General features: G+C 46.4%; 23 protein-coding genes and 1 other RNA gene. 10 read left to right on the forward strand and 14 right to left on the reverse strand.

The features are described from left to right. Window positions 1-26: 26 nt before the first annotated feature. Both ubiH and CKQ84_RS04105 read right to left on the reverse strand, forming a co-directional pair. The gene (gene ubiH, locus CKQ84_RS04100; protein WP_105250205.1) at window positions 27-1,268 is read right to left on the reverse strand and encodes a 2-octaprenyl-6-methoxyphenyl hydroxylase; all 1,242 of its coding nucleotides are present in this window, start codon (window positions 1,266-1,268) and stop codon (window positions 27-29) included. Window positions 1,269-1,447: 179 nt separating this feature from the next. After that, window positions 1,448-2,023 (reverse strand): UPF0149 family protein, encoded by a 576-nt coding sequence (locus CKQ84_RS04105; protein WP_105252998.1) that lies wholly within the window; start codon window positions 2,021-2,023, stop codon window positions 1,448-1,450. 235 nt (window positions 2,024-2,258) lie between these two features. Here CKQ84_RS04105 and CKQ84_RS04110 point away from each other — a divergent pair, with 235 nt between their 5' ends. The 3 genes from CKQ84_RS04110 to CKQ84_RS04120 all read left to right on the forward strand — a co-directional run bounded on the left by CKQ84_RS04110 (window position 2,259) and on the right by CKQ84_RS04120 (window position 3,567). After that, on the forward strand, window positions 2,259-2,561 hold the full coding sequence (locus tag CKQ84_RS04110; RefSeq protein WP_105250206.1) for a cell division protein ZapA: 303 nt from the start codon (window positions 2,259-2,261) through the stop codon (window positions 2,559-2,561). A 117-nt stretch (window positions 2,562-2,678) separates the two neighbouring features. After that, a non-coding RNA gene (gene ssrS, locus CKQ84_RS04115) (6S RNA) lies at window positions 2,679-2,859 on the forward strand. Window positions 2,860-2,868: 9 nt separating this feature from the next. Then, the gene (locus tag CKQ84_RS04120; protein WP_105250207.1) at window positions 2,869-3,567 is read left to right on the forward strand and encodes a 5-formyltetrahydrofolate cyclo-ligase; all 699 of its coding nucleotides are present in this window, start codon (window positions 2,869-2,871) and stop codon (window positions 3,565-3,567) included. Window positions 3,568-3,625: 58 nt separating this feature from the next. Here the strand turns inward: CKQ84_RS04120 and folM are convergent, their stop codons facing one another. Further along, window positions 3,626-4,372: a dihydromonapterin reductase gene (gene folM, locus CKQ84_RS04125; protein ID WP_105250208.1), complete on the reverse strand. Its 747-nt coding sequence runs from the start codon at window positions 4,370-4,372 to the stop codon at window positions 3,626-3,628. 266 nt (window positions 4,373-4,638) lie between these two features. Between folM and CKQ84_RS04130 the strand changes: the two genes are divergently transcribed. Then, window positions 4,639-5,037: a thiol-disulfide oxidoreductase DCC family protein gene (locus CKQ84_RS04130; protein ID WP_105250209.1), complete on the forward strand. Its 399-nt coding sequence runs from the start codon at window positions 4,639-4,641 to the stop codon at window positions 5,035-5,037. Between the two features lie 102 nt (window positions 5,038-5,139). Here CKQ84_RS04130 and mdh read toward each other — a convergent pair whose 3' ends face one another. Beyond that, the gene (gene mdh / locus CKQ84_RS04135) at window positions 5,140-6,075 is read right to left on the reverse strand and encodes a malate dehydrogenase (protein ID WP_105250210.1); all 936 of its coding nucleotides are present in this window, start codon (window positions 6,073-6,075) and stop codon (window positions 5,140-5,142) included. 294 nt (window positions 6,076-6,369) lie between these two features. Between mdh and argR the strand changes: the two genes are divergently transcribed. After that, window positions 6,370-6,840, forward strand: coding sequence for a transcriptional regulator ArgR (argR, locus tag CKQ84_RS04140; protein WP_006080175.1), 471 nt, complete (start codon window positions 6,370-6,372; stop codon window positions 6,838-6,840). 147 nt (window positions 6,841-6,987) lie between these two features. On the opposite strand, the gene CKQ84_RS04145 is transcribed toward argR, so the two are convergent. Next, window positions 6,988-7,620, reverse strand: coding sequence for an NAD(P)-dependent oxidoreductase (locus CKQ84_RS04145; RefSeq protein ID WP_105250211.1), 633 nt, complete (start codon window positions 7,618-7,620; stop codon window positions 6,988-6,990). A gap of 106 nt (window positions 7,621-7,726) precedes the next feature. On the opposite strand from CKQ84_RS04145, the gene CKQ84_RS04150 reads away from it, so the two are divergent. Next, window positions 7,727-8,629 (forward strand): LysR family transcriptional regulator, encoded by a 903-nt coding sequence (locus tag CKQ84_RS04150; RefSeq protein WP_105250212.1) that lies wholly within the window; start codon window positions 7,727-7,729, stop codon window positions 8,627-8,629. A 72-nt stretch (window positions 8,630-8,701) separates the two neighbouring features. Here the strand turns inward: CKQ84_RS04150 and CKQ84_RS04155 are convergent, their stop codons facing one another. The 5 genes from CKQ84_RS04155 to CKQ84_RS04175 form a co-directional block, all read right to left on the reverse strand. Further along, window positions 8,702-9,637, reverse strand: a complete 936-nt coding sequence (locus tag CKQ84_RS04155; RefSeq protein ID WP_105250213.1) for a Dyp-type peroxidase — start codon at window positions 9,635-9,637, stop codon at window positions 8,702-8,704. Window positions 9,638-9,885: 248 nt separating this feature from the next. Next, window positions 9,886-11,598, reverse strand: coding sequence for a gamma-glutamyltransferase (gene ggt / locus CKQ84_RS04160; RefSeq protein ID WP_105250214.1), 1,713 nt, complete (start codon window positions 11,596-11,598; stop codon window positions 9,886-9,888). Window positions 11,599-11,743: 145 nt separating this feature from the next. Continuing rightward, a complete protein-coding gene (locus tag CKQ84_RS04165; protein WP_105250215.1) occupies window positions 11,744-12,823 on the reverse strand; it encodes an ABC transporter ATP-binding protein in 1,080 nt (359 codons plus the stop codon). Beyond that, window positions 12,823-14,454 (reverse strand): iron ABC transporter permease, encoded by a 1,632-nt coding sequence (locus CKQ84_RS04170; RefSeq protein WP_105250216.1) that lies wholly within the window; start codon window positions 14,452-14,454, stop codon window positions 12,823-12,825. Before CKQ84_RS04170 ends, CKQ84_RS04165 begins: the two co-directional genes overlap by 1 nt. 76 nt (window positions 14,455-14,530) lie before the next feature. Next, the gene (locus tag CKQ84_RS04175; RefSeq protein WP_105250217.1) at window positions 14,531-15,538 is read right to left on the reverse strand and encodes a Fe(3+) ABC transporter substrate-binding protein; all 1,008 of its coding nucleotides are present in this window, start codon (window positions 15,536-15,538) and stop codon (window positions 14,531-14,533) included. Window positions 15,539-15,758: 220 nt separating this feature from the next. Here CKQ84_RS04175 and CKQ84_RS04180 point away from each other — a divergent pair, with 220 nt between their 5' ends. After that, window positions 15,759-16,160: a hypothetical protein gene (locus tag CKQ84_RS04180; RefSeq protein ID WP_105250218.1), complete on the forward strand. Its 402-nt coding sequence runs from the start codon at window positions 15,759-15,761 to the stop codon at window positions 16,158-16,160. Window positions 16,161-16,174: 14 nt separating this feature from the next. Here the strand turns inward: CKQ84_RS04180 and CKQ84_RS04185 are convergent, their stop codons facing one another. From CKQ84_RS04185 to CKQ84_RS04195, 3 genes are all read right to left on the reverse strand, one after another. After that, window positions 16,175-16,771: a glutathione S-transferase N-terminal domain-containing protein gene (locus CKQ84_RS04185; protein ID WP_105250219.1), complete on the reverse strand. Its 597-nt coding sequence runs from the start codon at window positions 16,769-16,771 to the stop codon at window positions 16,175-16,177. Window positions 16,772-16,863: 92 nt separating this feature from the next. Further along, window positions 16,864-17,613 carry a ferredoxin--NADP reductase gene (locus CKQ84_RS04190; protein ID WP_105250220.1) on the reverse strand — a complete coding sequence of 250 codons (750 nt, stop codon included), beginning with the start codon at window positions 17,611-17,613 and terminating at the stop codon, window positions 16,864-16,866. A 124-nt stretch (window positions 17,614-17,737) separates the two neighbouring features. Further along, complete coding sequence (locus CKQ84_RS04195; RefSeq protein ID WP_105250221.1) at window positions 17,738-18,364, reverse strand: DUF5610 domain-containing protein; 627 nt, start codon at window positions 18,362-18,364, stop codon at window positions 17,738-17,740. A gap of 226 nt (window positions 18,365-18,590) precedes the next feature. Between CKQ84_RS04195 and CKQ84_RS04200 the strand changes: the two genes are divergently transcribed. The 3 genes from CKQ84_RS04200 to CKQ84_RS04210 all read left to right on the forward strand — a co-directional run bounded on the left by CKQ84_RS04200 (window position 18,591) and on the right by CKQ84_RS04210 (window position 21,071). Further along, a complete protein-coding gene (locus tag CKQ84_RS04200) occupies window positions 18,591-19,208 on the forward strand; it encodes a histidine phosphatase family protein (RefSeq protein ID WP_105250222.1) in 618 nt (205 codons plus the stop codon). Between the two features lie 11 nt (window positions 19,209-19,219). Next, on the forward strand, window positions 19,220-20,710 hold the full coding sequence (locus CKQ84_RS04205; protein ID WP_105250223.1) for an FMN-binding glutamate synthase family protein: 1,491 nt from the start codon (window positions 19,220-19,222) through the stop codon (window positions 20,708-20,710). Window positions 20,711-20,861: 151 nt separating this feature from the next. Then, entirely contained in the window at window positions 20,862-21,071 is a 210-nt protein-coding gene (locus CKQ84_RS04210) for a hypothetical protein (RefSeq protein ID WP_105250224.1), read from the forward strand. 108 nt (window positions 21,072-21,179) lie between these two features. On the opposite strand, the gene CKQ84_RS04215 is transcribed toward CKQ84_RS04210, so the two are convergent. Beyond that, window positions 21,180-21,437: a hypothetical protein gene (locus tag CKQ84_RS04215; RefSeq protein WP_105250225.1), complete on the reverse strand. Its 258-nt coding sequence runs from the start codon at window positions 21,435-21,437 to the stop codon at window positions 21,180-21,182. Window positions 21,438-21,453 lie beyond the last annotated feature (16 nt).

Genomic DNA, 21,453 nt, shown 5'->3' on the forward strand with positions numbered 1-21,453 from the left:
CGTTGCGATACCAGTAAATTACTGAGTTATTTCCAGCCCATTGCCTTTTGAGCGACGGGGGTTTTCAGTGGCGGAAACCAAGACAAGAGCCGTAATCCTAAGTTACGCCCCAGCGCCATCGGCCAATATTGGTTTGAAAAGCCACGGACTAAAAATTCGATATTTCGGATAGTGCTGTTTCTGTCGTGCTCGCGGGCATTAAGGTACGCATGGGTCACAGCGGCGGAGCCGATATCGTCACCCTGCGCGAGCGCCGTTTGGATCACCTCGAGCAAACTCACCACATCCCTCAACCCTAAGTTAAACCCTTGCCCCGCAATCGGATGCAGTGTCTGCGCCGCATTGCCGATAAACACACATCTGTGATGAATAGGCCTTGGCATATAGGACAAATTAAGCGGATACGCATGGCGCACGCTGACATCGATAAACGTGCCCGCACGATAACCAAAGGCATGTTGCAGCGCCGCTAAAAACTCAGCCTTAGGCGCGTCTTGCATCTGTTTAGCCCGCGCATCATCGAGCGCCCACACGAGAGAAAAGCGAGGTTGACCTTGAATATCGGCCATAGGCAACAACGCTAAGGGACCTGTTTGGGTAAAGCGCTCATAGGCCCAATGTTTGTGAGGCCTATTGGTTGGCAAATCGGCAGTTTGAATATTGGCAATAATGGCCGTTTGCTCAAAGGCCACTTGGGTCACGGGCAAATTAAAACTGCTGCGCACTTTGGATTGCAAACCATCGGCTGCGACCACAAGTTTGGCTTGAATTCGCTCGCCCGTATCGAGCACTAAGGTGTGACCTTCAACGGCGGGTTCTACTTGGGCAAGCTTGGCGGGGCAATAGAGTTTGACATTACTCTTATTCAACTCGTTAAACAGCACTTGGCCAACCCGTTTAAGCTCAACCACTTGGCCTAGGGCATCTAAATGAAACTGCGCCGCATTGAGTTCTGTCATGCCAAAGTGGCCGCGATCCGACACATGGATATTTTCAATCGCCGTGCCCAAATGGGCGAGCTTTTGCCATAAACCTAAACGGGATAATTCGAAAATAGAACCGTGGGCGATAGCAATAGAGCGGGCATCGAACCCGGGGTGTTGCTTATCGGGAAGGTGCGCTTCGATTAAGGCGATAGAAAGTGGCCGAGCTGCGGATAAAGAAAGACGCGCGAGAGCTAACGCTAGGGTCGCCCCCGCCATCGCACCGCCTACAATCGCGATGTCGACGTGTTGAACTGAAGTATCCATGTGATTTGTGGCCGTCATGGGGATCTCATTCAAGCTTTGGCATAACACTAAGGCATGTAAACAGAAAAGATGTAAACATCAATGCTATGCACTCAAAAACACCAGTGCTATGGACTCAAAGGCAGGTTTGCCCACCTTTGACATCTAATGAAGCCACTACTGTGTTAACTTATTGAACATTAAACAACTGCGGTAAATTAATGTACAACCGCAGTATCGTCAGCCTCACCATGGGGAAGCTCAGGACCAAACTCCGAGTAACACATGATGGCTGCAATACGTACAAACTCGAGTAATTCAGTGTAAGCGGCTTCGGATTCTTCATCGTCGGCAACATCAAATTCCACTTGAGCAATTTCCGCCAAGTCTTTGATCACTTCACGTACTTCTGCCGAGGCTTGATTCAGTTTCGGCTGAATAATCGCCATGCCAGTCAAAAAACTCTGGGTCCACAGAGACAAGGCTTCAACACGTTGGCTGAGCGGCTCTTCTTCTTCAGGCAACAGCGGCATGAAACCAAATTCAAAATCCACTAAACGCGTCACTGAATCGTTAAACAAATCACACACTAATTGGTGCAACTGCGCTGGCAAAGGTTGACCATCGTTCATCAGGTCGAATAAAGGCTTGATCCAAGTGTCGCCAGTTTGCTCTACACCACCGCAGATTAAACCGACTAAAGCACCGTGAACTTCTACCGGATGCTGGCCGATTTCAGCCGCATCTAAGGCGAGTTTTAAGCTGTCGATACGTAACGAAGGAGGGGTTGCCATATCAGATCCCAATAAGATTTTTCCAGCAGCAATGCTAGCAGAGATAAAGACTTGAACCAATACTGAATCCCAATAATGGCGAAATCGGCCACGCCCTGATAAAAAACTATCCAACTGCTCACACAAACAGCAAACAAAACCGTCAAAGACCAATCCATTTGCGGCTTACCTTGCACTTTTAAGATCAGCCCTATATAGTCCGCCCTAAGAGGCTAACGAAAGGATCACCCGCGACATGAGTAACAGTGCTGTTGAAATTACCCTACTTGGGCGCACCTACTCTATCGCTTGCCCGAAAGGTCAAGAGGATGCCTTACGTACGGTAGCGTTGGGAGTTGAACAACAACTCAGTGCGTTAAAAACCCGAACCAATAGCCTAAGCCGTGAAGAAATTGCGATCATGGCGGCGCTGAATATTGGACACGAGTTGTTCCAAGAAAAGCAAAAAAATAAGCACTACATGCAACAGATGGACGACAGGATCAGCTTGTTGCAGTCGACCCTCGAAAGTGCCTTAGTTGAGCGTTCAACTAAATAGATTTAAACTGTGCACCTTAGTGATTTAACACTCATTGAGTTAAACCAACTGACGCACAGTGAATGGCTAAACTGGCTTATTTAAATAAACCAATGCTTTAGCGATTCAATACCGTTTTGCTCCCTGGGATGCATGCCAACTGGTAATGTCCCTGTGCCGATAATTTTTATCTCAGGGTGAATGCTTTACTGACATTGTGCATGCTCGGCTTGTACCGAGAAGCCTTAGGAGGTAATCATTTACCCGCCTTGAACCTACGGTTCAAGGGCTACACCGGTAGCGGCATTCTGGGGAGCATCTTAATTCTATGTCTACATCTTCCAAACTTTCTCATTTGAATGCCAAAAGCGACACGGCGCACCTTGCCGTAGAAATCGCTGATGCCGTAGATGTCGCAAGCTATGCGGCAAATATCGCACTCCATACAAAAGAAAGCCGCAATCAGTTACGCAAAACCATTCGCACCGCCCGTAAATCTCTCTCCGAAATAGAACAAACCCAAGCAAGTTTAAACGCCTGCCAGCGAATGCTCGATGCATTGCAGACCAACAAAGCGCAACATGTGGGATTATATCTCACCCATGATGGCGAACTCGCCACGCCGCCGCTGATCGCTGCGCTGTGGCAGTTGGGCATAAACACCTATCTGCCTAGGTTGCATCCCTTCAATGCCGGACAATTGTTATTCCTGCATTACACCGCAGACACCCCCATGCAGGCGAATCAATTCGGCATCTTAGAACCTAAATTAGATGTGCGCGCCATTATCCCAGTGACAGAATTAGATGTGGTTATCACACCATTAGTGGCGTTTGATTTAATGGGCAATCGCATGGGCATGGGCGGCGGTTATTACGATAGGACGCTGGCGAACTGGCAGCTTAAGGGTAAACCTTTGCCTATGGGTTACGCCCACGACTGTCAGCAAGTGACGAGTTTACCCTGCGAGTATTGGGATGTGCCTTTACCGTTCATCATCACCCCAAGTCGGGTACTGACATTTTGAAAAAGAAGGATCTAGAAGCTAGATTCTACAGCCATGCAGTGGCGTTCTAGAGCCTTCTCTACCTTAAATGCCGGCCACCATCGACATTATGGCAACGACCAGTGACGTAGCGGCTATTCAGCAGATATTCCACTAAGTCGATAATTTCCTCATTCCCCGCCTCTTTCGGCAACAGCGCTTTGGCTAAGGTTTTTTGCTGATAGGCAACATCATCTCCTGCATTAAATAGGATCATCGCAGGCGCAATCGAATTCACTTTGACCTCGGGCGCAAATTTGGCGGCAAAGGATAGCGTCATATTGTGCAGCGCGGCTTTACTGGCGGCATAGGCGATATGCTTCTGACTGCCCTTCTCTGCCACATAGTCAGTAATATGAATCACATCACTGCCGCCGATTTCATCGCCAGCAGGCGCACGTAGCTGCGCCTCTAAGGCCAAGTTCAACTGATAGGGTACGCTCACATGCACTTGCATCATGCGCTGCAGCACTTGGCTCGGCGCAAAAGTGGTACTCTTTAAAGATTCATTCTTTGTAAGCACAGGATCAGGCAGCCAGTCAGAGGCATTGTGAATAATGGCGCGAATTTGCGGCAATTTAGCTAACTCAGCAATTAAGGTTCGCACTTGGGCATCGTCATAAAAATCGCAGGGATACAGGGTCGCACCTAAGGTGGTAAGCTCATCAATGCTAGCGTAATGGCTGCGATAAGTACCAATCACGCGCTGACCTTGGGCAAGAAAATGTTTGGCTAAGGCGTAACCTATGCGTTTACCCACGCCAGTGATAATGATGGGAGATGTCATACCTATCCTTTTGAGTCGTTATTTGTCAGGCTTTACCTTGTTCGCTTAAAAATCAGCAATCAAGTTAAACTGATGAATAACCAAGATGTTACTGCACTCATTTGAATTTAACCTAACAAAAAGCCAAATGAGATGCTGATCCGTTCTACAATCACCTCGATCTAAAACCCTTTCTTCTGCGTATAGGGTAGAAGAAAACCAAGCTTAAGTACTCAAGCCAAGAGCTTAGACCAAGTATTGTGATCAAGTCATCAGAGGTAATACCGATGGAACTGCGGATTTTTTACGATGGAAATTGTCCATTATGTAGCGCCGAGATGCGCCAACTGAAAGCGCGCGATCCGAAGAACTTGATTGCGCTTGAAGATTTAAATGCGCCAGACTTTAGTGAGCGCTTCAGCCATATCGATAGAGACTACGCCAATACGATTCTCCATGGCGAAACCGCAACGGGCGAAGTGTTACTCGGGTTAGATGTCACTTGCAAAGCGTGGGCACTGACAGAAACACGCGCTTGGATCCAACTATTACGCCTGCCCGTGATTAAAACTGTGGCCGATTGGTGCTATCTCAGATTCGCAAAACACAGATATCGCATCTCTTATTTACTGACGGGCAAAGCCCGCTGCGATGATAACTGCCAAATTCCCACTAAGCGCCGCTGATCAACTGAATTAGCTTAGTAAAGTATAAAACCCAGGCATAAAAAAACGGAGCTCATGGCTCCGTTTTTAATTCGTCATAATCTAAAAAGATTATCCGAAAGATTATTTAACGAAATCAACGCCTAGTTTGATATCGCCTTTCAGCGTATCTAACATAGAATCACGAGCGTTAGCTTCGAATGCACTCACTTCACCGTAAGGCAGTACTTTTTCAATACCGTTTTTGCCTAACAGTACAGGTTGTGCGAAGAATTCAGCATGCTCGCTGCCGCCGTCAACATAAGCGCATTCAACGATGTTAGCTTCGCCTTGCAGACCACGAACCAAAGACAGACCGAAACGGCAAGCCGCTTGACCCATAGACAGAGTAGCGCTTCCGCCACCGGCTTTAGCTTCAACCACTTCGGTACCCGCGTTTTGGATGCGAGTCGTCAGACTTGCCACTTCTTCGTCAGTGAAAGTCGCGCCTTCAACTTGAGACAGTAATGGCAGAATAGTCACGCCGCTGTGGCCGCCGATCACATTCACTTTAACGTCAGCAACGTTCAGGCCTTTTAATTCAGCGATGAAAGTTTCAGAGCGGATCACGTCTAATGTCGTGATACCGAACAGACGGTTTTTATCATAAACACCCGCTTTTTTCATCACTTCAGCAGCGATAGCTACGGTCGTGTTGACTGGGTTAGTGATAATGCCAACCAAAGCCGTAGGGCAAGTTGCCGCTACTTTTTCGATCAGGTTGCGAACGATACCCGCATTGATATTGAACAGATCAGAACGATCCATACCAGGCTTACGTGCAACACCAGCAGAAATTAGAACAACGTCAGCACCCACTAGGGCAGGCGTTGGATCTTCACCAGCAAAACCTTTGATTTCAACAGCAGTTGGAATGTGGCTCAAGTCAACCGCAACACCCGGAGTTACCGGTGCGATATCATATAGAGACAATTGTGAACCCGCAGGCAATTGAGTTTTTAACAGTAGGGCAAGAGCCTGGCCGATACCACCAGCAGCACCAAGTACAGCAACTTTCATAGTTATCTCCGTTATTTCTCGGATATGTGTGACATGGATCTAATTTGCGTTGGCGTCACATTACTGGAATGTCACAACAATTTCAATTATCCCTTAGTCGTGGGACAAAAGAATTCCGGAATAACGCAGAAGCAATGTAGAACAATTACTCAAATTGGGATTTTTACGCCCCCAGCAAACGCTTAACCACTGGGGCTTAGTGAATTTTTATTCAACCAATCTGGTTATTTGTTGACAATTTTTCTAAAAATATTCAAAATGGGCCTGTTTTTTTGAATAACGAATAATAATATTATGCAAACGACCAAGAATCAGGATGACCTTGTTAGAATTTTTAAGTCGATTTTAAAAGAAGAGCGCTTTGGCTCTCAGAGTGAAATCGTCACCGCCTTGCAAGCTGAAGGCTTTGGTAATATTAACCAATCAAAAGTGTCACGCATGCTCAGCAAGTTCGGCGCAGTGCGGACTCGCAACGCTAAGCAAGAGATGGTGTATTGCTTACCTGCCGAATTAGGCGTACCCACCGCGGGTAGCCCACTGAAGAATTTGGTACTCGACGTCGATCACAACCAAGCTATGATCGTCGTGCGAACTAGCCCAGGTGCCGCGCAGCTGATTGCCCGCTTGTTGGATTCTATCGGTAAACCAGAAGGCATTTTGGGTACGATTGCCGGTGATGACACTATCTTTATTTGCCCATCGAGCATCCAAGATATCGCCGATACCTTAGAAACCATCAAATCTTTATTCAATTACGCAGAATAAAAAAACAGGTCAGTGAGCTGACCTGTTCTATTTTATCTGTACATTTTGAAGTGCAATATAGCGCTGGTTATTTGGCCATTGTCCCGATTACGTTACACATTCCAGCACAATATCTAACTCACAATATCTAACTCAACTATAACGATATCAGTAAGCCACACTGATGCGCTGGTTTGGGTGAGCGCCCTTTTCGGCTTCATCTACCATGGCTTTTGCGTAATCTGTTACAGAGATTCGGCTTTGACCATTAGCATCGGTAAAGAAGCTGTCGCCACCAAGACGGTACGGGCTTTCACTCTCACCGGGATAAATCTCAGCGGCTGGGCTCACAAACGTCCAATTGATTGCCGTTTGCGCCGCACGGAATACCTTCAAGGCTTCACCCTGAGCTAACGCCTCATCTTTATATGCTGCGGGGAAATCTGGGCTAGATACCAGCGTCACACCCGGCGCCACTTCTAAACTCCCTGCACCACCGACCCACAATAAACGTGGCACGTTAGCGTTAGGCAGCACATCCAGTAAATGCTGAACCGTACTCGCCACTAGACCATGATTTTGTTGGGCGCGGCCACCAACGGCGGCAATCACGACATCTACGCCAGCAAAGGTATCGGCGACCAATGGCTGCTCTAAATCCACGGCACGTACTGCCACGTCAGCCACGGATAACTTGCTTGGATCACGCACTAACGCTGTCACTTGATGTCCACGACTCTGTGCTTCTTTTAAAATTGCACCACCAATCCAACCCGTTGCACCTAAAATTGCGATTTTCATTTCATTGTCCCACTCAGATGATTTACATTGGATCCAGTTTACTTGCAGTTTTTCACCTAATAAACATCAATAATTGAGCATGATTGTTTCAATATAGGATACTAATGTGGATAAAATTGCCGCAATACGCAGTTTCGTCGAAGTCGCAAACTGTGGCAGCTTTACCAAAGCTGCCGAACATTTAGACCTCAGCCGCCTGCAGGTTTCCCGTCATATTCAAGAAGTGGAGCAGTGGTTGAGTTTACGCTTATTACACCGCACCACGCGCAGCGCCAGCTTGACTTTGCAGGGTGAGGAAGCGCTACAATTTTGCCAGCGGATCTTAAGTGAAGTTGCGGCCATGGAGAGCCGTGCCCACAGCCATAACAGTGAACTGGTAGGCAGTATTCGTATCGCTACACCTATTGGCCTTGGGCAGCACAGTCTGTTTGATGTCGTCGATCGCTTTATTAAAATGCATCCTAAGGTCAACATTCAACTGGTGATGTCGGACAGTTTTGCGCAATTGGTAGATGAAAGAGTCGACGTGGCGCTACGTTATACTGAGCAGCCCGATGAGAATCTCATAGCTCGGCGTTTGATGACCATAGATGCGGTACTTTGCGCGGCGCCGAGCTATCTTGATAGCGCAACGCCACTCCTCGAACCCATTGATCTACTGGCCCACAACTGCCTCATACACTCAGCGCAACAAAACTGGCCTTTTCTAAAAGAACTGCAAGCCGAGCACGTCAAAGTTACAGGGAATCTTAGGGCTAACGATATGGGAGTGTTGGTCAGTGCAGCGCTACGTGGACATGGCATAGTGCGTTTACCCTGTGACTTGGCTAACCAATACCTTGCCAGTGGTCAGCTCAAAGAAGTCTTACCCGAATTTACGACACCAGGCCAAACCCTGTGGGCGGTATATTTGTCCCGCAGTTATCAGCAAAATCTAGTGCGCGCCTTTATCGATTTCACCGCCCTGCAATGGCAGCTCGATATCAAAAAATGGGTTCCCGCGCATTAGCATAAAAAACGCACTTAGGCGTTAGCTTAAGTGCGTCTCGATTGATGCTAATCCGGCTTGATTATAGAAAGCTTATTCGTCGAACTGCAGCATAAAATCTAGTGCGGGGGCAAAGAAAGATGAACCTGTCATCGCCTTAGTAAAATGCATCAAGTGATCATGATTGCCTGCGCCATCGCCAAACATCATACTATGCAGCATCTTTTCAAAATGTTCTGGCGTGCGGCAGTTAGAGATAAACATTAATCCCTGCTCCTTCAGCGAACCATAGGGCATACTCTGACGCAGGATCTCCATTGATTTACCATCGGCATCTTTAAGATTAACGCGCTTGATATGGCTGGTCAGTGGCTTATCTTCAGATTCATACTCGATATTATCTTGCTTAGTACGGCCGATAATATCCTCTTGTTTTTTAACTGGCAATCTATGCCACTTACTCAAGTTATGGGCATACTTTTGCACATGAATATAGCTGCCACCCTTAAACTCAGTATCCTCATCACCCACAAGTGCCACTTCCTGGCGGTGGCGCCCCTTAGGGTTTTCGGTACCATCGACAAAGCCGGTTAAATCACGGCTATCCATAAATCTAAAGCCACGTTCTTCTTCAACTAACTCCACTAAATCTTCAAACATTTGGCTGATTTCATTCGCCACTAAATGCAGAATATCGTAACGATCACTGCGAATATGCACGAATAAATCATATTCAATTGCAGGTGCTTCACGACTGCCCACTTGCATCGCAGGGAAAGGTTTAAGCAGTTCTGGGCGAGCAGTAGGATAGAGGCTATCCCAATAATTAGCACCAATACCAACAAAACCATTGAATGCACTGTCGGAATATTGATCTGTCAGCTCATAAATATACTGCGCAACGTTGGCAAGACAGGGACGTAATTGCGACTCGACATTGTCATTGGCATTAAACATCAAATAGACACTGTGTAAGTTTCCCTCTGCACACACACCCAACTGTTCACGCGGCATATTTTGAATATCCATTTGGTTATCACCCTTTTTCTAAATTCATTTTCGGCAATATTATCCGCAACTTTACCTAAAAATGACATTAACTAACGCACAGTTTGCTCTGATCTGTTTATGATAATGCCAATAGCGGAGCATTATCCCACCCCAGACCCTTAAACATAAAAATTGACGAGACCATTAAAGTCTCGCCAATCAGTTAAATCGAATCAATGACGTCAGGTTCACTCAGTGTTGAGTTTACCTTAGCATTTATCTTAGTGTTAATAGCCTGCGGCGTGACCATCCTTGCGACTCTCAGAGGCCGCACGATATACGCCGGTTTCGGCATTAAATCCAATGGCTTGATAGCCACCAAACTCCCCAAGTCCATCACGCAGCACATGGCCTTTCTTAATCAACTCACGACGGGTTTCTACCGGAAAACCTGATTCCAGACTAACGTAGCCGCCATCATTCATCACTTCGCCTGTGGGCTCGGTTGACCCCATATGCAAAATTCTGGGGGCATCGCCCGCTTCTTGCAAGTTCATTTTAAAATCAATCAGATTCATTACAATCTGCGCGTGCATTTGTGGCTGAGTCGCGCCGCCCATCACCCCAAAGCTCAGCCAAGGTTTACCGTCTTTGGTCACAAAAGCAGGAATAATGGTATGGAATGGACGCTTGCCCGGTGCGTAGGTATTAAAACGCCCTTCCGTTAAATCAAACATTTGCCCGCGGTCTTGCAGCACAAAGCCGAGATCCGGCGGTGTCATCCCTGACCCCATACCACGGTAATTACTCTGAATGAGTGACACCATGTTGCCATCTTTGTCGGCAGTAGTCAGGTACACAGTATCGCCATGTTGCAACGCTGGATTACCCGCATCGACACTTTTGGCGGCTTTTGTAGGGTCAATCAACTTAGCGCGATCATAGTTATATTTCTGTGAGATAAGCTCGGTAACGGGCACTTTATTAAAGGCCATGTCGGCATAAAACTTAGCTCTGTCGGCAAAGGCGAGTTTCTTTGCTTCGACAAATAAATGAACATATTCAGGACTATTAAAGCCCATGGCAGCCACATTAAAGGGCTCCATAGTTTTTAAGATTTGTAGCGCCGCAATGCCTTGACCATTAGGTGGCAGTTCCCACACATCGTAACCACGGTAGTTCACCGAAACGGGATCTATCCAGTCGCTAGTATGGCTCGCTAAGTCATCATAACTTAAATAACCACCTTGGGATTTCATGTACTTATCAATATTTTTGGCAATATCACCTTTATAGAAAGCATCGCGACCGCCCTTGGCAATTTTCTCATAGGTGTTAGCAAGCGCGGGATTTTTAAAGATTTCCCCTACGGTAGGCATCTTACCATTAGGCATATAGGTTTCTTTAAAACCGGGGAATTTAGCCAGTTTTTTACCACTGCCATCAAGGTAATAGGCAATCAACTCTGACACAGGGAAACCATCACGGGCGTAATGAATTGCAGGCGCGAGGTTATCAGCCATAGCTAATTGACCAAACTTATTATGCAGCTCGTACCAACCGTCCACAGTGCCCGGTACAGAAACAGGCAAAGGTCCAAGCGGCGGTAAATAGTCTAATCCGAGGGATTTAAGCTTTTCTAAACTTAAGGATTTGGGACTGCGCCCCGATGCATTTAGACCATAGAGGCGTTTATCTTTTGCGCTCCAAACGATAGCAAATAAGTCCCCGCCGACACCCGAGCCCGTTGGCTCGACTAATCCTAACATAGCGTTAGCGGCAATCGCTGCATCGACCGCACTGCCGCCCTGTTTGAGTATATCAATAGCGACTTGCGTGGCTAAAGGCTGACTGGTCGCCGCCATCCCTTGGGTTGCATACACTTCTGATCGCGTTGCGAAGGCTTTACCTGTGATCCTATCCATGGCCATCACTCCTGAAGACGATATTGCCGTTGCTACAATAACGAGGGTGCAAATTGAATTTATTGTTTTTATCATAATTCCTCCAAAACCGGAGGATAAAAGTAGCAAGGATGGTCGAAAATATCACCAACCAATACCGCATAGACCCAAGTTTAACGTAAGCAAAAATGTCGTACTTTAGTTGGCTATGCTATATCAGCATTGAATAAATACTCATCGCTTAGATTGGGTCCCCACAGTTTGAATATGCTGAAGATTCAAACAACACGAGCGAATGCGGCTCAGTCGTTACCCCAACTTTTTGGCCGATAGTGAGCTGCATCATTTGGCTACGCACCTCCACATAATAAGCATGGGAAGCGGCTTCAATTTTGACCCAATAATGACAAAAGGCGCCTAAGAAACGTCGCTCAGTGATAGTACCAACGCCCTGTTCATCGGCGCTGAGCGTCAATTGCTGTGGTCGCAAGAATACTGTTCCGCTGAACTCGCTCGGCAAATTTAATGGCGTGAGGCTCGTTAAATGACCTATGGGAGTGACAACACTGTGCCCATCAAACACTGCTGCAGGTAAGTAATTACCGCTACCTAAAAAGTCCGCCACATAGCGGCTGTTTGGGGCGGCATATAAAGCTTCGGCACTACCATGCTGCACTATGATGCCTTGATTAAAGATGGCTAAAGTATCTGCAAATACAAAGGCTTCATCCTTGCTATGAGTAACAAACACCGCGCTGACATTACGCTGTTTTAAGATGCTGCGAATTTCCGCCATCATCTCGTAGCGCACTTGGGCATCAATATTGGAAAAAGGCTCATCGAGCAGCAATAACTGCGGCTCATAGGCAAGTGCCCGCGCAATCGAAACTCGCTGCTGCTGACCGCCAGATAATTCATGGGGATAACGCTGTGCCAACCCTTCAAGTTTGACCAAGGCTAGCATTTCATCCAAACGTGCCTGACGTTCTGCGCCCGACAATCTAGCCACCCCAAAGAGGATATTTTCCGCCACAGTCAAATGAGGGAAAAGCGCATAGTCTTGAAAAATCATGCCGATGCCGCGCTGCTCGCTAGGTACAAACTGGCTATCGCCACTCACTATGCGGCCATTAATCTGGATTTCACCTTGGCTTATGGCCTGTAATCCAGCAACTGCACGCAATAAGGTCGTCTTGCCACAACCGCTTGGGCCTAACAACGCCAGGATTTCCCCTTGGGCGAGCGTTAAACTCAAACCTTTAAGTACTTGCTGGCCCTGATAATCGCTATGAATTTGCTTAAGCTTGAGCGTACTTGTCATCAGCTGTGATGCTCCAATGAACGGTTTAAATAAATAAGCGGCACTAAACCCACCAGTACAATCACAATAGCAGCTAATGCGCCGTGCTCGAGTTTTTCATCGGATGCAAACTGGAATACATAAGTTGCAAGATTCTCAAAACCGATAGGCCGCAGCAATAACGCAGCGGGCAGTTCCTTCATGCTTTCGATAAACACCAATAAAGCGCCCGCAAATAATCCCTTAGCAAGTAAAGGCAAATGCACCCGCCGCAAAAGTTGCCTAGGAGTTTGCCCCATGGTCAGGCTCACCATGTCTAGCGATGGCGAGATGCGTTTATAACTGCTTTCAACACTGCCAATCGCAATTGCCACGAAACGTACACAAAAAGCAAAAATCAATGCCATCACACTGCCTGTAAGGATAAGACCAGGACCTGTGATGCCGACAAGATCCGCCAGATCGTTAATCGCAAAATCTAGCATAGTTAAAGGCACTAATACCCCAATAGCCAGCACAGTGCCTGGTAAGGCGTAGCCCGTCGAAGCTAACCGTGAGGGCAAAGCATCACTCTGTCTTGGGCTTATCCGGCGAACGAACATAAGCAGTAAGGCGATTAAGCAACAGAGTAAACTGGTGATCAGCGCAAGACTGAGGCTGTTAAGACTCAATTGCCAGAAACTCTTATCCCAGCTTTGTTCAAAGTAACCAATGGCATAGGATAATAAAATCCCGAAAGGTAACAGAAAGGCTAATAGCAATAGCATGCCGCAAAAGCTGAGTGCGACCAAGGTTTGAGTCATCGAGAGTCGATACAAGTCAGTGACTTGTATACGTGATTGTTTTTGGAATAACTGCTGTTTACGACGGGCAAAACGCTCAAATCCAATCAGGCTAAATACCACCAGCAAGATAATCGCCGATAACTTAGCGGCGGCGGTCAAATTGCCATAACCCAACCAAGTGTCGTACACGGCTGTCGTTAAGGTGGGCACGGCAAAATAGTTAACCGTTGCAAAATCAGCGGCCGTCTCCATCGCCACTAAAGCCACCCCAACGGCGAGCGCAGGCCTTGCCATAGGCAAAGATAAACGCCAAAAACTTTGCCACGGTGAACAGCCCATAATGCGCGAAGCATGCGCCAAACTTAAGGATTGCTCCATAAAAGCGGTACGCGCCAAGAGATAAATATAGGGAAACAATACCAGCGACAACATACACGCCGCGCCGCCTAAGGTACGAATATCGGGGAAGAAATAATCCTGCGGTGAGTCCCAGCCAAATATCGAACGAAGACCGCGCTGCACTGGCCCCGCATAATCGAGTAAATCGGTATAGACGTAGGCAACAATATACGCAGGCATAGCGAGGGGCAATAATAGCGCCCATTGCAAATATCGCCTGCCTACAAAGTCACAACGAGCCATCAACCAAGCGCAAGGTAACGCGAGTAATAACGCCCCCAGACTCACCCAGAAAATCAGCAATAAACTATTAATGATATATGTCGGCAGAACCGTTGCCATCAAGTGCCCAAACACGGCTTCGTCAGGCTGAAAAGCTTGAAATATCAACGCAAATAGTGGCAATACCAGCAAGGCGGCCACGGCATAACCAGCAAGCGACCAGCTTCTGGCTAATCCTAAAATCATGTCAATCCTTAAAACGTCACAGCGCCAATCACTGGCGCTGATAACCTAAATCTGCATTTTGTCGCTAGTACTGGAGCTAGAGATCAAACTGCACTTCATCTAATAGCTTAACCGCCGCTTGGTGATATTCTGCCAACTTAAAAATGGGCAATTGATCTGACTTAAACTTACCCCATGAAGCCACTAAAGATGAAGGTGCCACATCGGCTTTCACTGGATATTCCATATTCACATCGGCATAAGCCTTCTGAGCCACATCGGCGGATAAGAACTCCATCAATTTGATCGCATTGGCTTTATTAGGCGCATGGCGAGTGAGTACCATACCAGACACATTCACATGGGCACCGCGGTCAGCTTGGTTCGGGAAGTTGAGCGTCACAGCTTCGGCAATCGCCTTTTGCTCAGGATCCTGCAACATATTGCCGTAATAGTAGCTATTACCAATGGCGATCTCACACACACCTTCTTTTACTGCGGCAATTTGCCCCCTGTCGTTCCCCTGAGGTTTGCGGGCTAAATTAGTTTTCACGCCTTGTAACCAAGTTTTTGCCTCAGCTTCACCGTGATGAGCAATCATAGATGCGACTAACGCTATGTTGTATGGATGCTTACCACTGCGAGTACAAATCTTTCCTTTATATTTGGGATCGGCTAATTCTTCATAGGTCAATTGCTGCAGGCCTAAACGAGCCTTGGCTGTATAGAGATTTCGCACCCGCATAGTCAGGGCATACCACTGGCCATCGGGATCGCGATACTGCGCAGGAATATTGCTCTCTAGCAGGGGATTTTTGACTGGAGAGGTTAGATCTTTATCCACTAATTCAACTAAACGTGAAAAATCAGACGTCAGCACAAGATCTGCTGGGGATAAACGGCCTTCACGGACGAGACGCTCGGCAATACCGTCTTTAGCAAATACCAAATTCACACCTATGCCAGTTTCTTCGGTGAAACGCGTCAGGATAGGCTCCACCAAGAAAGCTTGGCGATAAGAATAAACGGTTAATTTATCATCTGCATTCGCTGAATGCCCAACCGACATTAACCCAAAAACAGCCGCGCAAGTTACCCATTTCATTACCGAATTCTCCCCAAAGTGATGACGTGTTCAGTAAAATTTGAACACTAACGCATTAATGATAATGCTTATCAGTTTCGCAAGAGTAATAGATACAGAACTTGAGAGCAAGCAGCTAATTAACTTTATGTTTTTAATGGTATTAATCTGAAAATTTGAGATTATCTCAAATCAAACTAAACTGAACCTTAATTTGATAAAAATGCTTTCAGGAGGCGTTATGTTAACTGTTTTGCTGCTAGGCGTAGCCGCAATTGCGCTATTTGGCTTATTCAAACTCAATAGTCGTCCCAAAAGACATAAACACTCTTCTCAAGCTGCTGATCCCAGCATTAATAAGACTCACAGTTTTCACAGTGTGAGCATAGTGAATAACGGCAGTTGCTGTGAGCAGATTGAAGCGCTTTCTGGAAAACGATTTTTATCAAAAGATGCGCCCGAAATTCCGATGGAAGAATGCACTATGGCAAACTGCCAATGCCGCTATCAACATCATGAAGACAGGCGCCAACTAGGCAATGATCGCAGAGTAGAATATGGGGTTACTCGTGAGTTATTCGGCGCTTTTGGTGAACAAAATCGCCGTGATAGGCCAAAAGGAAGACGCGCAACCGACGGTTGAGCATCCTCTGCGGATTATTGGGGACGAGTTTGAATAAATGCAGGTAAATCACGCATTTCACTGAACCAAAGTGCTGTCGCAGGTGCAACCTTACGCCAATCTAGCTCTGGATGTCTAAAATCCACATAATCGAGTAAGCAAATCAAGGCTAATTGCGGTGCTTGAATCGTGGTTTGGGTGATCACAGTTTGAAGCTCAATCTGCATAAGGCCGCGCAGCAGTGCTTGTTCAAAACGTGCAGTCCAAAATATTGACCTCACGCCTTCTTCTTCACGCATTTGCTCTTGGCGTAATTTCACCGCGCTATCGATTAAGCCTTTGACTAAAGAATACTGACACTCCAGCACCCAGTTATTATTTGAGATCCCAAACATCTTACGATCGCCAAGCTCTGTATCTAGGTAACGCATGATCACTTCACTATCGAATAGTGCAACACCATCGTTGGTAATAAGACACGGGATCTGTCCTAACGGGTTAGCATCGAGTAATTCTGCGCTGTTTTCAAAGGGATTAACTAACTGCTCTTCAATATTGTTAATCCCTAGATACTGGATTAAGGCTCTTACACAACGGGCATAGGGCGAAGCTTGAGAACTTAACAACTTCATCAAAAATTTCCTTTTGTTTGCATTAAACGCTATGGCTTTTTAGGGGCAAGAACGGCAACAAGTTTACTCTCGCCTTCTATGTAAAATTGAGATTACCAGTATTTTTCAACGGTAATTTGCCCAGGAGCACGGCGTAAATTCTTCACTAACCCTTTATCGAGTAAAGCGGCTTGCGCACCATTAATCATACCCGGATTGCCGCAGATCATAACTTGAGAGTCAGCTGCGTTTAAGGTTAATCCTGCCTTTTTTTCGATTTCACCCGAGACTATCCCCTCGGGAATGCGACACTGCAAAGCATCGGCAAAGGGTTTACGGGTCACACTCAAGACTAATGTAAATTGTTCAGGGTATTTGCGTTCTAAATTACGCAGCTTATCAAGATATGCCAAATCCTGTGCTTCGCGCACGCCATACACAAGCACGACTTTTTCAAAACGCTCCCAAGGTTCATCGGTGTCGAGCATAGACAAAAATGGCCCTACTGCTGTTCCTGTGGCTAAAAACCACAAATGCTTCCCTTGGAGTTCACCCTTAGGAATTTCAGCTAAGGTCATAAAACCGGTCGCGGTTGAGGTAATTTCAATTTCATCGCCTATTGCAAGGTTGTGTAATTGAGGCGATAACAGGCCATCCTCTACTGCAACGGCGAGCACCTCGGCATAGGGTTTATCGGGAGAATTTACTAAGGAGTAGGCTCTAGCCACACGCTTATCATCTTGCATTTGACTTAACTTGATAAACTGACCAGGAATAAATGGAGCTAACTCGGCAGCAATGCGCAATGAGAATAACTTATCACTCCAATCAATACGTTCTATCACTTGTCCCCTAATCCACATAACTTGCCCTCAAGCGAAACGTTAAATAGGCTTCCAGCATAGACTTTTTTCTGCACAACAAAAACCCCTTATATAAGGGGCTTATGACTATAACGCTGAATATAGAACTGAAAATACTGAGGTATTAACTCGGACTCGATACTGTCTCATCAGTCTTCTTGTTAAAGCTATCTCTAAAGGCTTGCAGCCCCTCTTGCACTAAGCTGTAGGTTTTATCGACACCATCGGCAATATCACCCTGCAATACTTTAAGGCCGGACAGAATATCTTTAGCCTCTTTAAAGCCATTGTCGATGGCACCGCCAATAATCCCCATAAAGCTATCGAGTTGATCACTTAGACTCATACCCGAATTTTGTTGTTGGTGAATGCTAAAAAACTGCGTCGCAAAACTCACGATACGATCTGCAGTCGCTTCTGGAGAAGTATCTACGCCATTATCGTAAGCCGTCTGAATCGCGTTCTCGCCCATAGTGGGCGCTAATTCTTTATTAATCGACTCTATCGCTGCGCGATAAAGCAAGGCCATAGACTGATCGCCTGACTTGATATTCACATCTTGCTGTGCCGATAAAATCGCTTGATTCATCAGCTGCTTACTCGTTTGCTGCGCAGTTTGCTTCGAGGTTACTTCTGTGGCTTTCGCGTCCTTCGAATCACTCACTTCGGTGCCCTTAGACGCCGCGTTTTCAGCATATTTTTTCTGTGGCAAAGGGGTACTTTGCACTTGAGGGGGTTTATTGATTTCCATGATGACTATCCATTCAATTCGGGTCGACTTAATTATCGACCAAAATTTAACCAGCTTTAGTAATTTTTAGAATTGAAGTACCATCTGACCACAAGGCCATGATAAGGCCCACATAAATTAAGTGGGTTCATTCTTTAATAAGGTGCATAAAGCGCCAACCCACCGCAATGCAGATCATTACTATCGCTGAGCTTAGACATAAGCCAATAGAAAAGGATGTTACACCATGGCAGCAGGCCGCAGTTTGAGTCATTTCCGCTTTCACGGGTTTACACTAATCCTTAAGCACTATTTTAAGCATAATCTGGGTATCAATATAAAACGCTTTAGCCTGCTAACAATCCTCGTCATATTCACTTGCCTCGGCTTTACTCCCATTAGCCAAGCTCATGCGGAGAGCAGACTAATTATTTTAGTCAGACATGCCGAAAAAGGCGACACGCCAGCCAATAACCCGCAGTTATCACCCAAGGGAGAAATGCGCGCAACATCACTGATCACTGCCTTGAGCCGCACGCCGCTTTCGCAACTTATTGCGACTCAATACCTAAGAACCCAGCAAACACTCGCGCCCATCGCCGAGGCTCGCCATTTACCTGTGACGATAGTAGAAGCAGCCAAACCTATCGAAGGACATATCCAACACATTGTTGAACAAGTGCATGCTGTAAAGGGCAATACACTCATCGTTGGGCATTCAAACACTGTCCCACTGATCATTAAAGCCCTTGGTGGACCTGAGATCCAAGCGATAAGTGAAGATGACTATAGCCAGCTGTTTTTACTCTCTCTTAATGATGACCAACCTGCGAGCTTGATCGCCACCCGTTACGGACAAGAATAAGGATAAATAACATGAGTGAACTCAATTGGTTTATGTGGGGACTCGATCTATTTTCAGGGTTGTTTTTAATTGTAATAGGACTCGCAGTACTCGCGGTTATTTACATGTATATCGCAGATAAAATGCAGACCAAACAAGCGGTAAGACATAACTATCCTGTAATTGGTCGCTTTCGGTATCTGTTCGAGAAACAAGGCGAGTTCTTTAGACAATACTTTTTTGCCCAAGACAGAGAAGAACTACCATTCAACCGTGCAGAACGCAGTTGGGTTTACCGCGCGGCTAAAAATGTCGATAGAACTATCGCCTTTGGTTCGACTCGCCCCTTAGATAACGCCGGTACCATTATGTTTATGAATACCGCCTTCCCAACCCAAGATGAAGAGATCACACCCATTCATCCACTGACAATTGGCACCAATTGCCGCCAACCCTATACGACTCAAGCCATTTGTCATATTTCAGCCATGAGCTTTGGGGCTCTATCGCGCCCAGCAATTACCGCCCTTTCCCACGGTGCAGCGCAGGCGGGTTGCTGGCTTAACACAGGTGAAGGCGGCTTGAGCCCTTATCATCTAAAAGGTGGCTGCGATATCGTCTTTCAAATTGGAACGGCCAAATACGGTGTACGTAATGAGCACGGACATTTAGACGATGAAAAGCTCAAGTCGATAGCCATTCATCCCGAAGTCAAAATGTTCGAAATTAAAATGAGTCAAGGAGCTAAACCGGGTAAAGGTGGCATTTTACCTGGGATCAAAGTCACGGCTGAAATTGCCCATATTCGCGGTATTCCTCAGGGTTATGACTCTATTAGCCCTAATGGTCATATTGAGTTCAAATCCGTGAACGATATTTTGGATATGGTTGAACGAGTACGTGAAGTTACAGGTAAACCAACGGGCATTAAGGCCGTACTCGGTGACGTGCAGTGGCTCGAAGATTTATGTGATGAAATTGAACGTCGTGGCGAAGACTCTGCCCCCGACTTCTTTACCTTAGACAGTGCCGATGGCGGCACAGGCGCAGCACCACAACCTTTAATGGATTATGTAGGATTACCACTGAAGGAAAGCTTACCTATCCTAGTTAATGTCTTGATCCAACGAGGCTTGCGTAAACGTATCAAAGTCATCGCTTCGGGTAAACTCATAGTGCCATCAAGAGTCGCTTGGGCTTTGGCATTAGGTGCCGACTTCATCGCATCGGCCCGTGGCAATATGTTCGCCCTCGGTTGTATTCAAGCCTTACAGTGCAATAGAGATACCTGCCCAACGGGCATCACAACGCACAATCCCAAGCTACAACAAGGACTCGATCCTAGGGATAAATCGGCTCGTGTTGCTAACTATAATCATAATTTACACCATGACTTAGCCTTAATTGCGCACTCTTGCGGAGTGACAGAACCAAGACAACTCAAACCCTCACATGTCCGAATTGTACTCGATAGCGGTTTATCCATTTCACTCGATAAATACTATGCACATATGGATAAGTAGCCGCGAACCCTCGCGGTTAATGGCGAATACAACTTTCGTCTATATAGGGTTTACATAAGGTATATTTGAATGCGTATCACAAAAGAGGTAAGATCCGTGACGTGAGACATTATTCAAATGTCTTACCCACAATTGAACTTAAGGAAACACTTTGAAATCTAGCTTCGTAAGCCAACTGCCCGCCAGTAAAACTGTAAGCACTAGCTGTAAGAGCTGTAATCGCCTGACCGAGATCGAAGGTGAACTGGTGTGTTTTCGCGAAGGGCAGATCATTCGACTCACTTTGATAGATGAGTCAGTACCTAAATTGAATCTTTTATGTGAAGGTTGGAAAGCGGGGAAGCTGAACGGCGTAGCTTAATTCAGCCATATTTTATCTCTGGAGTCTCTCTAGAGCATCAAGAATAGAGGCTCACCTCTATTCTCGGACGTTCTCACCTAAACTGTACTAAAGCACTAGCGAACACACCTAACGCATACCCATAAAGTCACTTGTCGGCGCGTTCATATCGCGGATCACACCTGCCAGCACCATTTCTGGATTGACTTTAGCCAAGGTAAGTCGCCGAGTTGTAACCAACAGGCCCGCGTTCAACTCAGCATGAATGCGTTGCAATGAATCATAATCAACACCACGTTTTTTCAATGTCGCCATGATGGCATACCAATCAGTGGCGACTTTTTCTTCTTTGCCTTCAATATTAGCTCTCAGTGTAATATTTTCCATGCCAGATCTCTTCCGA

Source organism: Shewanella sp. WE21 (assembly GCF_002966515.1).
GTDB lineage: Bacteria > Pseudomonadota > Gammaproteobacteria > Enterobacterales > Shewanellaceae > Shewanella > Shewanella oncorhynchi.

Excerpts from the sequence above, each read along its gene's own strand:
- ubiH (WP_105250205.1), bottom strand. The coding sequence starts at position 1,268 with ATGACGGCCACAAATCACATGGATACTTCAGTTCAACACGTCGACATC.
- CKQ84_RS04105 (WP_105252998.1), bottom strand. The coding sequence starts at position 2,023 with ATGGCAACCCCTCCTTCGTTACGTATCGACAGCTTAAAACTCGCCTTA.
- CKQ84_RS04110 (WP_105250206.1), top strand. The coding sequence starts at position 2,259 with ATGAGTAACAGTGCTGTTGAAATTACCCTACTTGGGCGCACCTACTCT.
- CKQ84_RS04120 (WP_105250207.1), top strand. The coding sequence starts at position 2,869 with ATGTCTACATCTTCCAAACTTTCTCATTTGAATGCCAAAAGCGACACG.
- folM (WP_105250208.1), bottom strand. The coding sequence starts at position 4,372 with ATGACATCTCCCATCATTATCACTGGCGTGGGTAAACGCATAGGTTAC.
- CKQ84_RS04130 (WP_105250209.1), top strand. The coding sequence starts at position 4,639 with ATGGAACTGCGGATTTTTTACGATGGAAATTGTCCATTATGTAGCGCC.
- mdh (WP_105250210.1), bottom strand. The coding sequence starts at position 6,075 with ATGAAAGTTGCTGTACTTGGTGCTGCTGGTGGTATCGGCCAGGCTCTT.
- argR (WP_006080175.1), top strand. The coding sequence starts at position 6,370 with ATGCAAACGACCAAGAATCAGGATGACCTTGTTAGAATTTTTAAGTCG.
- CKQ84_RS04145 (WP_105250211.1), bottom strand. The coding sequence starts at position 7,620 with ATGAAAATCGCAATTTTAGGTGCAACGGGTTGGATTGGTGGTGCAATT.
- CKQ84_RS04155 (WP_105250213.1), bottom strand. The coding sequence starts at position 9,637 with ATGGATATTCAAAATATGCCGCGTGAACAGTTGGGTGTGTGTGCAGAG.
- ggt (WP_105250214.1), bottom strand. The coding sequence starts at position 11,598 with ATGATAAAAACAATAAATTCAATTTGCACCCTCGTTATTGTAGCAACG.
- CKQ84_RS04165 (WP_105250215.1), bottom strand. The coding sequence starts at position 12,823 with ATGACAAGTACGCTCAAGCTTAAGCAAATTCATAGCGATTATCAGGGC.
- CKQ84_RS04170 (WP_105250216.1), bottom strand. The coding sequence starts at position 14,454 with ATGATTTTAGGATTAGCCAGAAGCTGGTCGCTTGCTGGTTATGCCGTG.
- CKQ84_RS04175 (WP_105250217.1), bottom strand. The coding sequence starts at position 15,538 with ATGAAATGGGTAACTTGCGCGGCTGTTTTTGGGTTAATGTCGGTTGGG.
- CKQ84_RS04180 (WP_105250218.1), top strand. The coding sequence starts at position 15,759 with ATGTTAACTGTTTTGCTGCTAGGCGTAGCCGCAATTGCGCTATTTGGC.
- CKQ84_RS04185 (WP_105250219.1), bottom strand. The coding sequence starts at position 16,771 with ATGAAGTTGTTAAGTTCTCAAGCTTCGCCCTATGCCCGTTGTGTAAGA.
- CKQ84_RS04190 (WP_105250220.1), bottom strand. The coding sequence starts at position 17,613 with ATGTGGATTAGGGGACAAGTGATAGAACGTATTGATTGGAGTGATAAG.
- CKQ84_RS04195 (WP_105250221.1), bottom strand. The coding sequence starts at position 18,364 with ATGGAAATCAATAAACCCCCTCAAGTGCAAAGTACCCCTTTGCCACAG.
- CKQ84_RS04200 (WP_105250222.1), top strand. The coding sequence starts at position 18,591 with ATGGCAGCAGGCCGCAGTTTGAGTCATTTCCGCTTTCACGGGTTTACA.
- CKQ84_RS04205 (WP_105250223.1), top strand. The coding sequence starts at position 19,220 with ATGAGTGAACTCAATTGGTTTATGTGGGGACTCGATCTATTTTCAGGG.
- CKQ84_RS04215 (WP_105250225.1), bottom strand. The coding sequence starts at position 21,437 with ATGGAAAATATTACACTGAGAGCTAATATTGAAGGCAAAGAAGAAAAA.